This window comes from Sodalis sp. RH21, from assembly GCF_047324175.1.
Lineage (GTDB): Bacteria > Pseudomonadota > Gammaproteobacteria > Enterobacterales > Enterobacteriaceae > Acerihabitans.
Map to the genome: position 1 here is coordinate 5,789,908 of NZ_CP178732.1, position 13,968 is coordinate 5,803,875.

The window sequence follows — 13,968 nt, forward strand, 5'->3', positions numbered from 1 at the left end:
TATCCCTCATGATTGCTGACAAAAAAGAACGAAATACGCTATGGCCCACATTGCAGACAATCCGTTAATTCTGGTTGATGGTTCCTCCTATCTTTACCGCGCTTATCATGCGTTTCCGCCGTTGACCAACAGTGCCGGCGAACCGACCGGCGCCATGTACGGCGTGCTGAATATGCTCAGAAGTCTGCTGACGCAGTATAAGCCCAGCCACGTGGCCGTGGTTTTTGACGCCAAGGGCAAAACCTTCCGCGACGAGCTGTTTGAGCATTACAAATCCCATCGCCCGCCGATGCCGGATGATTTACGCAGCCAAATCGAGCCGCTGCACAGTATGGTGAAAGCCATGGGGCTGCCCCTGCTGGCGATCTCGGGCGTCGAAGCGGACGATGTTATCGGCACGCTGGCGCTGGAGGCTGCGCGGGCCGGGCGCGAAGTGCTGATCAGTACCGGCGATAAAGATATGGCGCAGTTGGTCTCGCCGACGATTACCCTCATCAACACCATGTCCAACACGATCCTCGGGCCGGAAGAAGTCCGCGAGAAATTTGGCGTTCCCCCCGAGCTGATAATCGATTACCTGGCGCTGATGGGCGACAGTTCGGATAATATTCCCGGCGTGCCCGGCGTTGGCGAGAAGACCGCCCAGGCGCTGCTGCAGGGATTGGGTAGCCTGGATAATATCTATGGCGACCTGGCGAGCGTGGGCGGCCTGTCATTTCGCGGTGCGAAAACCATGGCGCCGAAGCTGGAACAAAATAAAGAGCTGGCCTATTTGTCCTATCAGCTGGCAACCATTAAGACCGATGTACCGCTGGATTTGCCGTTTGATCAATTAACCGTCACCGATCCCGATGCGGTGGAACTACAGCAGCTGTTTAAAAAATACGAATTCAAACGCTGGCAGGCGGATTTGGAAGAGGGCAAATGGTTGCAGGGCCGCAAGACCCCGAAGGTCAACCCGCCGTCCCCGTTTACCGCCATGCGCCCGCCCGCGGACGAAGAGCAGGGTGAGCAGTTGTCCCAGGACGGCTACCTGGTCATTTACACGCTGGAAGACCTGCAAGACTGGATAGCGCGGATTAAACAGGCAGGCCTGTTCGCCTTCGATACGGAAACCGATAGCCTGGATACCCTTACCACCAATTTGGTCGGGCTCTCTTTTGCCATTACGCCCGGGGAAGCCGCCTATTTACCGGTGGGGCATGATTATCTCGACGCGCCCGATCAATTGAACCGCGATGAAGTCCTGGCCCTGCTTAAACCGCTGCTTGAGGACCCCGCCATTCGTAAAATCGGCCAGAACCTGAAATTCGATCGCGGCGTGTTGGCGCGTTACGATATCGAGCTGGCCGGTATCGCGTTCGACACCATGCTGGAATCCTACGTGCTTAACAGCGTATCGGGCCGGCATGATATGGACAGCCTGGCCGATCGCTACCTGAAACATACCACGGTCGGCTTCGAGGAAATTGCCGGGAAAGGCAAAAATCAGCTGACCTTTAATCAAATCGCCCTTGAGCAGGCGGGGCCTTACGCGGCGGAAGACGCCGACGTGACGCTGCGTTTGCATGAAAAACTATGGCCGCGCATCGACCAGGAAAGCGGTCTGAAAAAAATCTTTGAAGAAATTGAAATGCCGCTGGTGCCGGTGCTGTCGCGCATCGAGCGTACCGGGGTGCTGATTGACGAGAAGATCCTGGCGGCGCACTCGGTGGAATTGACCAAGCGGCTGGGCGAATTGGAAATCGAGGCGCATGAATTAGCGGAAGAACCTTTTAATCTTTCCTCCACTAAACAGCTGCAAGCGATTTTATACGATAAGCAAAAGCTGCCGATCCTGAAAAAGACCCCGGGCGGCGCCCCTTCCACCAACGAAGAGGTGCTGGCCGAGCTGGCCCTGGACTACCCGCTGCCGAAGCTTATCCTGGAATACCGGGGCTTGGCCAAGCTGAAGTCCACCTACACCGATAAATTACCCCTGATGATTAACCCGCTATCGAAACGGGTGCATACCAGTTATCACCAGGCGATTACCGCGACCGGACGCCTTTCTTCCAGCGATCCCAATCTGCAGAACATCCCGGTGCGCAATGATGAAGGGCGCAGGATCAGGCAGGCATTTATCGCGCCAAAAGATGCGGTGATCGTGGCGGCGGATTACTCGCAAATCGAACTGCGCATTATGGCGCATCTTTCACGGGACCAGGGCCTGCTCAGCGCCTTTGCCGAAGGGAAGGATATACATCGGGCCACCGCCGCCGAAGTCTTCGGCCTGGCCCTGGATAAGGTGTCCAATGAGCAGCGCCGCAGCGCCAAAGCTATCAACTTTGGTTTGATTTATGGTATGAGCGCGTTTGGTTTGGCGCGTCAGCTGTCGGTCGGCCGCGCGGAAGCGCAGAGATATATGAACCGCTATTTCGAACGTTATCCCGGCGTGCTGGAATATATGGAACGCACCCGCAAGCAGGCGACGGATCAGGGATATGTCTCTACCCTGGATGGCCGCCGGCTGTATCTGCCGGATATCCATTCCCGCAACGGCACGCGCAAAAAAGCGGCTGAGCGCGCGGCGATCAATGCGCCTATGCAAGGTACCGCTGCCGATATCATCAAGCGCGCGATGATTGCCATCGACGCCTGGCTGCAGCAAGAGCGTCCCGCGGTGCGTATGATAATGCAGGTGCATGATGAGCTGGTATTCGAGGTGCGGCGCGATGCGGTTAGCGCGGCCACCAGCCAAATCAAGGCGCTGATGGAAGGCTGTTTTACCCTTGATGTGCCCCTGCGGGTGGATGTCGGTATGGGTGAAAATTGGGATGAAGCTCACTAAGTGGCGAAAGAATAAGCTTTTATTGTAATTAAGCTACATAAAAAGGTGATTTAAGCCCGCATAATTGCCAAATAAATCAGGCAAGAATGAAATTAAACTACAAAAAATCCTTTTGCACCGCGATAAATTGATGTAAAGTTAAAGACGTAGGGTACAGAGGTAAGATGTTCTATCTTTCAGACCTTTTACTTCACGTAATCGGATTTGGCTAAATATTAGCCGCCCCAGTCATTATTGGCTGGGGCGTTTTTTATTGGGCGCTAGTCAGGCGCTGCGGCCTGTAGTATGAGAGCGGGGAGGGAATCAACCTTCTTCAGGCGCGTCCTCAAAGGTGTCTTCATCGGTCGCCGGAGGGATTTCGCTGAACCAGCTATCCAGTTTCAGGCGAAGTTTGTCGACGCCGGTCTTTTTCAATGACGAGAACGCTTCAACCTGGATATCGCCCATAAAAGCCGCCGCGATTTCCCTTACCTGGTTGACTTGGGCTTTGCAGGCGCCGGAAGCCAGCTTATCGGACTTGGTCAGCAGTACCAATACCGGGATATCCACGCCCACGGCCCATTGCACCATTTGCTGATCCAGATCTTTCATCGGATGACGGATATCCATCAGTACCACCAGGCCTTTCAGGCTGTGGCGTTTTTGCAGATATTCCCCCAGCGCGCGCTGCCATTTGCGCTTCATCTCTTCCGGCACTTCGGCATAACCATAACCCGGCAAATCCACCAGACGCACATCCGTTTCGACTTCAAACAAATTGATGAGCTGCGTACGTCCCGGGGTTTTACTGGTTCTTGCCAACCCTTTTTGGTTGGTCAGAGTATTTAACGCGCTGGATTTACCGGCATTGGAACGCCCGGCAAAGGCTACTTCGATGCCGGTGTCGATGGGCAAATGGCGAATATCCGGGGCGCTCATGACAAAATGCGTCATGTGATAATTATATGAGGTGGTCAAGTGCTTCCTCTCCTGCAGGATGGCTTATTGCCGTCAATTATACGTGCAATAAGGCAAAAAGCGGTTTTTATCTTTGCCGGGCCAGGACGCGCTATCTGAAGTTATGCTGCATTTTTAATAAGATAGGGATTTAACGTAAGTTTTTACCATTTTGCTATTGTGAGAGATTTGCTTGTTTCCAAGGAAGCGATCTCGTTTTAATAAAAATTAATTTATTATAAATCATAACTTTAATTAATTATCTCTGCCAAAATAGCGTCCTTGGTACATGAGACAGCCTTGTACGATAATCTTACTGAGCTACATTAGCTGGCAAGGCAAGGAGCGCCTGGAATTGGCACTTTTCAGAGCGAAAAGTTCAAGGCATGGAATAGTGCTCCGCTTTATCCCTGCACTAAGCCTTTTCATTGATCTTCCCAGGGACGGATTCTGCTCAGGATGAGCGGGTAAAGGAATACATCCTAACCAATCTGCTTCGTATAGAGTAGAATAAAACATCATCACGGCGACGACCCGATACACAGGATGTGAACCATCAGGTTCATCGCCGGTGGACTGTTTTTCTCGCGAAGCACCTTCACTTTATGGTGGCAGATTAACTGCCACCTTTTTTATTGGTAGGGTTTCTGATAGATTCCGCCGCAATTCTATACTTATTTAACGTTACTCAAGAGCAGACATCATGAATCCATCAGCAAAAAGCGGGCGCGGTAAACCGACGACCGCCAAAAAAAATAAACGTAAAAGCCGCGAAGAGTTGAATATCGAAGGCCGCGAGCGCCAGCGCCAGAAGAAACGCCGCGGCCTGGCTTCCGGCTCGCGCGCTCAGGAAGGCAATAAAGACGCGGGCCGCACCGCTGCCGGCGCCAGCACCGATCGCCGGATAGGCAGCAAAAAACCGGTACCGCTGATTGCCAGCGCCGCCACCGTTAAAAAGCCGGCAGAACCGGACTACATCATCCCCGCCACGACGATCTCCCCGCAAATGGAGCTGGATCAGCTGGAAAACGACGACCGCCTGGACGATTTATTGCAGCGACTGGAACGGGACGAAGAACTGGCCCCCGCCGAGCAGGCCTATGTCGATCGGAAACTGGATCGTATCGATGAGCTGATGACCCTGCTGGGCATTGAGCTGGATGAGGAAGGCGACGAGGAAGAAGAGGAGAAAAAAGAAGATATGCTGCAGTTGTTAAAACGCGGTCACCAAAAAGACAACTTTTAACTCTTGAATCCGTTGCTGTTATTTATCGCCGCACCGCTGACATGTTATTTAGTGTGGTTATTGAGTAAACTATGGCGGCTCTCCCGGCGCAAAGACCGGTTACGTAAGGCCCGCACCTCGGGGCGCAGAGCGGTTTTGCCCGTCAGAAGGCGTGGGCGGCGTAAATATCCAAAGGAGTAACCAGCCATGTCAGTGCCAGCGATAGAATGGGATTCGGCCCTTATTCAAAAATATAATCAATCGGGGCCGCGCTATACCTCCTATCCTACCGCTCTGGAGTTTAGCGAGCGGTATGACGAGGCGGCGTTCGTCCAGGCCGTGGCGCGTTATCCGCAGCGGCCGCTGTCGCTGTATTTGCATCTGCCGTTTTGCCACAAGCTGTGTTATTTCTGCGGCTGTAATAAAATCGTTACCCGCCAGCCCGAAAAAGCCGAACGCTACCTCGATGTCCTGGAGCAGGAGATTCGCAGCCGGGCGCCGTTATTTGAACATCGGCTGGTCACCCAGATGCATTGGGGCGGCGGTACGCCCACATTTCTTTCCCAGGCGCAAATATCGCGCCTGGTGCGCCTGCTGCGCGAACGGTTCACGTTTGCGTCCCAGGCCGAGATGTCCATTGAGATCGACCCGCGTGAAATCGAGTTGGCTATGATGGATCATCTTTATGCCGAAGGATTTAACCGCATCAGCATGGGCGTGCAGGATTTTAATCCCGAGGTGCAGCGGCTGGTGAATCGGGAGCAGGATGAACAGCTGATCTTCGCCCTGATAGATCGGGCCAAGCAAGTGGGTTTTTTATCCACCAATATCGATTTGATTTACGGTTTGCCGCGGCAATCGCTGGCGCGCTTTCAACACACCCTGAACCGGGTGATCGAACTTGCTCCCCAGCGCCTGAGCGTATTTAACTACGCGCATATGCCGGCGCTGTTCGCCGCCCAGCGCAAAATTAAAACCGCCGATTTGCCCGACGCATCCCAGAAGATGGAAATTCTACAGCACACCATCGCCACCCTGTGCGGCGCCGGTTATCAGTTTATCGGCATGGATCATTTCGCCCGGCCGGATGATGACCTGGCCATCGCCCAGCGCGCAGGCAAGCTGCACCGCAATTTCCAGGGGTATACCACCCAGGGCGACTGCGATTTATTGGGGATGGGCATCTCGGCGATTAGTATGATCGGGGATAGCTATATCCAGAACCGAAAAGAGATGAAACCCTATGAGGCCAGCGTTGCCCGCCAGGGCAATGGACTATGGCGCGGCGTGGCGCTGTCCGCCGATGATTGCCTGCGCCGGGATGCGATCAAAGCGCTGATTTGCCAGTTTCATATCGACTTTGCCGCGCTGGAGAGCCGCTACGCGATCCGGTTTACCGACTATTTTGCCGAGGATATCGCCCTGCTGCGACCGCTGGAGCGGGACGGGCTGGTGGCGATAAGCGAACGCGCCATTACGGTCACGGCAAAAGGCCGCCTGCTGATTCGCAACATCTGCATGTGCTTTGACGCCTATCTGCGTAATAAAGAGCGCCAGCGCCAGTTCTCGCGGGTTATTTAAACGCCTGTGGCAAGATGACGATTAGCTGAAAAAATTAAGCAGCGCGGCGCAGAGAATGGCAGCCAGGGCGGTTTGCGGTGCGTGGCCCACGGCTGCGGTAACGTCAGCGCCTTGCGTCACCAAATTAATCAATGAATCCAACATGGTTATCCTCCCGTTCACGGACAAGATCATACTGTCTGGACCCAGGAAGTAAAGGGCAAAATAACGCCATTTTTGCGCGTTATCTTGCATTTTTATTATACAACCATCCCCAGCCGCGCGTGGGTTTTGCGCCTTATTCCATGCCCAGCTCTTTGAGCTTGCGGGTCAGGGTATTCCTGCCCCAGCCCAGCAGCCGGGCCGCTTCCTGCTTATGTCCCTGGGTATGGCGCAGGGCGGTGGTCAACAGCGTTCTTTCCATTTCAGGCTGGGCTTCGGACAACAGGTTTTGATGACCGGAGCGCAGGGCGCGATCCGCCCACTGGGCCAGCAGCGTGGCCCAGCTATCGGGCAGCGACTGAATAGTGGAATCCGGCGCGGTACTTTCAAATAATTCCGGCGGTAAATCCTGAATCAGGACTTCCTGGCCGGCCGCCATTACCGTCAGCCAGCGGCAGGTATTTTCCAGTTGGCGCACATTACCCTGCCAGGGCAGGCGGGTCAGGGCGGTCTCGGTTTCGGGATGCAGGATTTTCGGGTCCACGCCCAGCTCTTTGGCCGCCACTTGCAGAAAATAGCGCGCCAGGCGGGGGATGTCTTCGCGCCGCTCGCGCAGGGGAGGCAAATGGACCCGGATGACGTTTAGCCGATGGAACAAATCCTCGCGGAATTTGCCTTCCTGCACGCGCAGCTCCAGATTCTGATGGGTAGCGGCAATAATCCTGACATCCACTTTAACCGGCGCATAACCGCCGACCCGGTAGAATTGGCCGTCCGCCAATACGCGCAGCAAGCGGGTTTGCACATCAAGGGGCATATCGCCTATTTCGTCGAGAAACAGGGTGCCGCCGTCCGCTTGTTCAAACCGCCCCTGCCGTACCTGATTGGCGCCGGTAAAGGCCCCTTTCTCATGGCCGAACAGTTCCGATTCGATCAAATCCTTGGGGATCGCCGCCATATTCAAGGCGATGAACGATGCCTTGGCGCGCGGGCTATGGCGGTGAAGGGCATGAGCGACCAGTTCTTTACCGGTGCCGGATTCACCGTTAATCAGCACGCTGATGGAGGAGCGTGACAAACGACCGATAATGCGAAACACATCCTGCATGGCGGGCGCTTCACCGATAATATCCGTCGTCGGGCCGCTGGCGGGCTGCGCGCGCGCCGGCTGCTGCTGCTCCAGGTAGTGGCTGACCGCGCGTTCAACCAGGGCCACGGCTTCATCGATATCAAACGGCTTGGGCAGATAGTCGAATGCCCCTTGCTGATAGGCGCTGACCGCGGCATCCAAATCGGAATGGGCGGTCATGATGATCACCGGCAGCATCGGGTGGCGCTGTTTGATCTGTTTAAGTAATGCCAGGCCGTCCATGCCGGGCATGCGGATATCCGATAACAACACGTCCGGGGTTTGGGTAGACAGCGCATCCAGTACCTGGCCGCCGCCTTCGAAGGCGACGCACGTTAACCCGGCTCCAGTGAGGGCGCGTTCGAGCACCCAGCGGATGGAGCTATCGTCGTCGACGATCCAGACTATCCCTCGTTGCATAGTGACCTCACTGGCGAATGGGCAGGAAAACCGAAAATTCGGTATGACCCGGCCAACTGTTGAATTCAATTTTACCCGAATTTTGGTCGATAAGACTGCGGGCAATGGATAACCCTAAACCGGTCCCCCCCTCACGGCCGCTGACCATGGGGTAAAACAGCGTATCCTGCAATTGCGCGGGAACACCCGGGCCGTCATCTTCAATATCAATTCGCGCTACCAAACGATAACGTACACCATGCAACGTTAGTTGGAACGCGGTACGGGTGCGTATAGTGATCGTGCCGCCGTCCGCACCCAATGCTTGCAGCGAGTTACGGGTAATATTCAGTAATACCTGTTCCATTTGGTCGGGATCGTGCGCCAGTTCAGGCAGGCTGGGATCGTAATCGCGCAGCAGGGTGACGTTTTCCGGTTTTTCCAGCGAGACCAATTGGAAAACCCGTTCGGCAACCTGATGGATGCTTTGCGTGACGTGCATGCCGGGTTGTTGCGGTCCCAGCAGGCGGTCGACCAAATTGCGCAGGCGATCGGCCTGTTCGATAATGACTTTGGTATATTCCAGCAATGAGGGATCGGGCAGCGCTTTGGCCAGTAACTGCGCCGCGCCGCGTAATCCACCGAGCGGGTTTTTGATTTCATGGGCCAGCCCGCGCACCAGATCCCGCGCCGCGACCTGCTGGGCGTGCTGAATTTGTTCCTGGCTGAGACGCCGCTGGTTATCCATGGGCGCCAGCTCCATCAGGACGTAATTGTCGGGCAGGCGTTGCACGGTGAGAGAAAGAATATGGGCACGGCCGTCCACTACCAGCGTGACCTCATTATCGGTAAAGCCGTGGCCTTCGTTAAGGCTCTCGCGCATTAACTCGATGTTAAGCGAGAAATAACCCAGCAGTTCCGGCAGCGGCGTACCAAATAATTTGCGCGAGCTTTGAGCCAGCAGTTGCTGCGCCGCCGGATTGGCGTAATGAACGGCAAGATCGTTGTCCAGCACCAATATGCTGTTTATCAACGAATTTAGGATCTGCCCAGCATCGGGCAATGAGCCTGTAGCCATAAAGCAGTCTCCCGCACTATTTGAGTGCATTTATTCCATTAGATAATAATGCGCTTGGCTATGCGCAAGGCTTGGTGGAGAAAAAAGCCCATCCGAAGATGGGCTGAAAGTTTCCACGGCAACAAAAAACACTTTCAAGTTATACGCTGTAATACAGCTCGAACTCTACCGGATGCGGTGTCATGCGAATACGATCGACTTCTTCGGTGCGCAGGGTGATATACGCGTCGATGGAATCCTCGGTAAATACGCCGCCGCGGGTCAGGAATTCGTGATCGGCTTCCAGCGCCTTAAGGGCTTCTTCAAGCGAACCGGCCACCTGTGGGATTTCCTTGGCTTCCTCTGGAGGCAAGTCGTACAGGTTTTTGTCCATGGCATCGCCAGGATGGATTTTGTTGATAACGCCGTCCAGGCCGGCCATCAGCAGGGCGGCAAACGCCAGGTACGGGTTGGCGGCCGGGTCCGGGAAGCGCACTTCGATACGGCGGGCTTTCGGGCTGGCGACTACCGGGATACGGATGGAGGCGGAACGGTTGCGGGCGGAATAGGCCAGCATAACCGGCGCTTCATACCCCGGGACCAGACGTTTGTAGGAATTGGTGGTCGGGTTGGTCAGGGCATTGATAGCCTTGGCATGTTTGATTACGCCGCCGATATAGAACAGCGCCGTTTCCGACAGGCCGCCGTACTTGTCGCCGGAGAACAGGTTATTGCCGTCTTTGTTCAACGACATATGGCAGTGCATGCCCGAGCCGTTATCGCCGAACATCGGTTTCGGCATAAAGGTCGCGGTTTTACCAAATGCGTGGGCGACGTTATGCACCACATATTTGTAGATTTGGATTTCGTCGGCTTTTTTGGTCAGGCTGTTAAAGCGGGTCGCGATTTCGTTCTGGCCGGCGGTGGCGACTTCATGGTGATGGGCTTCAACGACCAGGCCCATTTCTTCCATGGTCAGACACATGGCGGAACGCAGATCCTGCGATGAATCCACCGGGGGAACCGGGAAATAACCGCCTTTCACGCCGGGACGGTGGCCTTTATTGCCGCCTTCGTAGGCTTTATCGGTGTTCCATGCGGCTTCGATGTCGTCAATGGCGACGTGGGAACCGGAAATGGAAGAACCAAAACGAATGTCATCGAACAGGAAGAATTCGGGTTCTGGCCCAAACAGCACGGTATCCGCGATACCGGAAGATTTCAGGAACTCTTCGGCGCGTTTGGCGATGGAACGCGGATCGCGATCGTAGCCCTGCATGGTGGCAGGCTCAAGAATGTCGCAACGGATAATCAGCGTTGATTCTTCGAAGAAAGGATCAAGCATTGCGGTGCTGGCATCAGGCATCAGCACCATATCGGATTCATTAATGCCTTTCCAGCCGCCAATGGAGGAGCCGTCAAACATTTTTCCATCTTCAAAGAAGTCGGCATCTACCTGATGGGCTGGTATAGTGACGTGCTGTTCTTTACCTTTCGTATCAGTGAAACGCAGGTCGACGAATTTTACTTCGTGCTCGTTAAGCATCGTCAAAACGTGTTCAGCGGACATAACTTGTATTCTCCCGGATGTGCCATTGTGTCGTCGTGGAACGAAATCGTATGGATCGAATTTTATTTAACTTAGCTACGCTAGGCTAAACTAAAGCTAAAAGTGTGCCAACATTGCTAAAATGATGCAAAGGGCCGCATAACCGGCCTTTAACCAGAAGTCCGGATGCACCACATTGGTGGGAAAGTGCCATCATAGTGCATTTGGGCAGTAGGTGGGCACTATTTTGGTGCAACAAGTGGGGCGAGGAGAAATAATGCACTGAGAAAGGGATGACGAAGCGTTAAAAATGACGCAAATGCAGAGATCATCGCGATCTTGTTTAGTCCCTCGCTTATTACGTGTACAATAACGCGCTATTTCTAATGCCTGAGGCAAAGTTGTGATCGAAAATTTGCGTAACATCGCCATCATCGCGCACGTCGACCATGGTAAAACTACCCTGGTCGATAAGCTGTTGCAACAATCCGGAACATTGGGTGACCGCAACGACGCCACCGAGCGCGTTATGGACTCCAACGATTTGGAGAAAGAGCGTGGGATTACCATCCTCGCTAAAAATACCGCTATTAACTGGCACGACTACCGTATCAACATCGTTGATACCCCCGGACACGCCGATTTCGGCGGCGAAGTTGAGCGCGTAATGTCCATGGTTGACTCAGTATTGCTGCTGGTCGACGCCATGGACGGACCTATGCCGCAAACCCGGTTCGTGACCCAGAAAGCCTTTGCTTATGGCCTGAAACCCATAGTGGTAATCAATAAAGTCGACCGTCCGGGCGCACGTCCTGATTGGGTCGTCGACCAGGTGTTTGATTTATTTGTAAACCTCGGCGCAACCGATGAGCAACTGGATTTTCCGATCATATATGCCTCCGCGTTAAACGGTGTTGCGGGCTATGAACACGAAAACATGGCCAGCGACATGACCCCGCTGTTTGAATCTATCGTCAAGAACGTCGAAGCGCCCAATGTGGATAGCGACGGCGCATTCCAGATGCAGATTTCTCAGCTTGATTACAACAGCTATGTCGGCGTCATCGGCATCGGCCGCATCAAGCGCGGTTCGGTTAAACCGAACCAGTCCGTGACCATCATCGACCATGAAGGCAAACGCCGCAATGGTAAAGTGGGCCAGGTATTGGGCCACATGGGCCTGCTGCGTATCGAGTCCAAACTGGCTGAAGCCGGCGATATCATCGCCGTTACAGGTCTGGGTGAACTGAACATCTCCGATACCATTTGCGACCCGGCCCAGGTTGAAGCGTTGCCGCCGCTGACCGTGGACGAACCTACCGTGTCCATGTCTTTCGGCGTTAACAATTCACCGTTCTGCGGCAAAGAAGGCAAGTACGTCACTTCCCGCCAGATCCTTGAGCGCCTGAATAAAGAACTGGTGCACAACGTGGCCCTGCGCGTGGAAGAAACCGTCGATCCGGATACCTTCCTGGTATCGGGCCGCGGCGAGTTGCATCTGTCGGTGCTGATCGAAAACATGCGCCGCGAAGGGTTTGAAATCGGCGTTTCACGGCCGAAAGTTATTTATCGTACCGTTGACGGTAAAAAACAGGAACCGTTCGAACAGGTTACGCTGGATATCGAAGAGCAGAACCAGGGCCCGGTTATGGAGGCCATGGGTATCCGTAAGGGTGAAATGCGCGATATGCTGCCGGACGGCAAAGGGCGCATCCGTCTTGATTACATCATCCCCAGCCGTGGTTTGATTGGTTTCCGTACCGAATTCCTGACCATGACCTCCGGCACCGGCCTGCTGTATTCGTCATTCAGCCATTATGACGACGTGCGTCCGGGTGAAATCGGCCAGCGTCAAAACGGCGTGATGATCTCCAACGGCCAGGGTAAAGCGGTGGCTTACGCCCTGTATAGCCTGCAAGACCGCGGCCGCCTGTTCCTGGGCCATGGCGCCGAAGTGTACGAAGGCCAGATCATCGGCATCCACACCCGTTCCAACGATTTGACGGTTAACTGTCTGACCGGTAAAAAACTGACCAACATGCGCGCGTCGGGTACCGACGAAGCTACCACCCTGGTGACGGCGATTAAAATGTCGCTGGAGCAGGCGCTTGAGTTTATCGATGATGATGAACTGGTGGAAGTCACGCCGCTGTCTATCCGTTTGCGTAAGCGTCATTTGACCGAAAATGACCGTAAGCGCGCCAACCGTTCAGGTAAAGAAGCGTAATCAGCCCATCCCAGGATAGGTTTATAAGCTTAAAAATGCCGGTCCGCACAAGCGGACCGGCATTTTTTATGCCTGCAATAACCCCTGCCGGTCAATCGGTCCCGTAGATCAGCGCAATATTATGCTGCTGGCAATAGTCATGAAACTTATGGGGCGGGGAACGATCGGTTATCAGGGTATTAAACTGGGTCAGCGGCCCGATGGCCGCGGGCTTGGTGTTATCGAATTTACTGCTATCGGCCACCAGGATCGCCTGCTGCGACATGGCTAACGCACGGTGCTTCATGGTTAGTTCGTCGAAGTTAAAGCAGGTGGCGCCGTAGCCGATATCGATGCCGGCCGCGGAAATAAACGCCTTATCCGGGCAGATATTATCCAGGATGGAGTATTGGGTCAGGGGCGTAAAAATACAGTTGGCGGCATGGAATTCGCCGCCGCACAGAATGACTTTGCAGTTGGGCCGGTCTTGCAGCGCCAGGAATGTGTTCAGGGAATAACAGATGGCGGTAAAGGCCAGGTCTTCGCTTATGGCGTCGATAATCAGCGGCGTCGTGGTGCCGCAATCAAAAAACACCGTGTCGTCCGGCTGTATCAGCCGAGCCGCCAGCCGGCCGGCGATGCTTTTCTCTTCAACGTGTTTGGCTTTTTGATCCGAGACAAAATAGTGAGTGACCGCGCTGCTTCTCGGATCGTTGACTATATAGCCGCCAAGCAGCACCACCTGGGCAGGTTCGGCGCTGAGATCGCGGCGGATGGTCATTTCAGAGACACCCAGCAGGATGGCGGCATCTTTCAGGTGAAGCTTGTCTTCCCGCTTCAATGCCATTATCAGCTTATTAATCCTTTCCTCGCGCCGCGTTTCCATAGTACATCCTGCGTCATGAGATCCGGTAT

The 13,968-nt window shown here is 54.4% G+C and carries 10 protein-coding genes; 4 read left to right on the forward strand and 6 right to left on the reverse strand.

Going from position 1 to position 13,968, the window contains the following annotated elements; all coding sequences use genetic code 11:
* Positions 1-40: 40 nt before the first annotated feature.
* The gene (gene polA, locus ACL2XP_RS26710; RefSeq protein WP_413736439.1) at positions 41-2,830 is read left to right on the forward strand and encodes a DNA polymerase I; all 2,790 of its coding nucleotides are present in this window, start codon (positions 41-43) and stop codon (positions 2,828-2,830) included.
* A gap of 303 nt (positions 2,831-3,133) precedes the next feature.
* Here polA and yihA read toward each other — a convergent pair whose 3' ends face one another.
* Complete coding sequence (yihA, locus tag ACL2XP_RS26715) at positions 3,134-3,763, reverse strand: ribosome biogenesis GTP-binding protein YihA/YsxC (protein WP_413739304.1); 630 nt, start codon at positions 3,761-3,763, stop codon at positions 3,134-3,136.
* A gap of 706 nt (positions 3,764-4,469) precedes the next feature.
* Between yihA and yihI the strand changes: the two genes are divergently transcribed.
* Together yihI and hemN are read left to right on the forward strand one after the other, a co-directional pair.
* Complete coding sequence (yihI, locus tag ACL2XP_RS26720) at positions 4,470-5,012, forward strand: Der GTPase-activating protein YihI (RefSeq protein ID WP_413736440.1); 543 nt, start codon at positions 4,470-4,472, stop codon at positions 5,010-5,012.
* A gap of 186 nt (positions 5,013-5,198) precedes the next feature.
* Positions 5,199-6,572 (forward strand): oxygen-independent coproporphyrinogen III oxidase, encoded by a 1,374-nt coding sequence (hemN, locus tag ACL2XP_RS26725; protein WP_413736441.1) that lies wholly within the window; start codon positions 5,199-5,201, stop codon positions 6,570-6,572.
* A gap of 21 nt (positions 6,573-6,593) precedes the next feature.
* Here the strand turns inward: hemN and ACL2XP_RS26730 are convergent, their stop codons facing one another.
* The 4 genes from ACL2XP_RS26730 to glnA all read right to left on the reverse strand — a co-directional run bounded on the left by ACL2XP_RS26730 (position 6,594) and on the right by glnA (position 10,868).
* Entirely contained in the window at positions 6,594-6,716 is a 123-nt protein-coding gene (locus ACL2XP_RS26730; RefSeq protein WP_413736442.1) for a YshB family small membrane protein, read from the reverse strand.
* A 133-nt stretch (positions 6,717-6,849) separates the two neighbouring features.
* The gene (gene glnG, locus ACL2XP_RS26735) at positions 6,850-8,262 is read right to left on the reverse strand and encodes a nitrogen regulation protein NR(I) (protein WP_413736443.1); all 1,413 of its coding nucleotides are present in this window, start codon (positions 8,260-8,262) and stop codon (positions 6,850-6,852) included.
* Between the two features lie 7 nt (positions 8,263-8,269).
* Positions 8,270-9,319 (reverse strand): nitrogen regulation protein NR(II), encoded by a 1,050-nt coding sequence (gene glnL, locus ACL2XP_RS26740; RefSeq protein WP_413736444.1) that lies wholly within the window; start codon positions 9,317-9,319, stop codon positions 8,270-8,272.
* A gap of 139 nt (positions 9,320-9,458) precedes the next feature.
* Positions 9,459-10,868 (reverse strand): glutamate--ammonia ligase, encoded by a 1,410-nt coding sequence (gene glnA / locus ACL2XP_RS26745; protein WP_413736445.1) that lies wholly within the window; start codon positions 10,866-10,868, stop codon positions 9,459-9,461.
* 382 nt (positions 10,869-11,250) lie between these two features.
* Between glnA and typA the strand changes: the two genes are divergently transcribed.
* On the forward strand, positions 11,251-13,074 hold the full coding sequence (typA, locus tag ACL2XP_RS26750) for a translational GTPase TypA (protein ID WP_413736446.1): 1,824 nt from the start codon (positions 11,251-11,253) through the stop codon (positions 13,072-13,074).
* Between the two features lie 91 nt (positions 13,075-13,165).
* Here typA and deoR read toward each other — a convergent pair whose 3' ends face one another.
* On the reverse strand, positions 13,166-13,939 hold the full coding sequence (gene deoR, locus ACL2XP_RS26755; RefSeq protein WP_413736447.1) for a DNA-binding transcriptional repressor DeoR: 774 nt from the start codon (positions 13,937-13,939) through the stop codon (positions 13,166-13,168).
* Positions 13,940-13,968 lie beyond the last annotated feature (29 nt).

Excerpts from the sequence above, each read along its gene's own strand:
- polA (WP_413736439.1), top strand. The coding sequence starts at position 41 with ATGGCCCACATTGCAGACAATCCGTTAATTCTGGTTGATGGTTCCTCC.
- yihA (WP_413739304.1), bottom strand. The coding sequence starts at position 3,763 with ATGACGCATTTTGTCATGAGCGCCCCGGATATTCGCCATTTGCCCATC.
- yihI (WP_413736440.1), top strand. The coding sequence starts at position 4,470 with ATGAATCCATCAGCAAAAAGCGGGCGCGGTAAACCGACGACCGCCAAA.
- hemN (WP_413736441.1), top strand. The coding sequence starts at position 5,199 with ATGTCAGTGCCAGCGATAGAATGGGATTCGGCCCTTATTCAAAAATAT.
- ACL2XP_RS26730 (WP_413736442.1), bottom strand. The coding sequence starts at position 6,716 with ATGTTGGATTCATTGATTAATTTGGTGACGCAAGGCGCTGACGTTACC.
- glnG (WP_413736443.1), bottom strand. The coding sequence starts at position 8,262 with ATGCAACGAGGGATAGTCTGGATCGTCGACGACGATAGCTCCATCCGC.
- glnL (WP_413736444.1), bottom strand. The coding sequence starts at position 9,319 with ATGGCTACAGGCTCATTGCCCGATGCTGGGCAGATCCTAAATTCGTTG.
- glnA (WP_413736445.1), bottom strand. The coding sequence starts at position 10,868 with ATGTCCGCTGAACACGTTTTGACGATGCTTAACGAGCACGAAGTAAAA.
- deoR (WP_413736447.1), bottom strand. The coding sequence starts at position 13,939 with ATGGAAACGCGGCGCGAGGAAAGGATTAATAAGCTGATAATGGCATTG.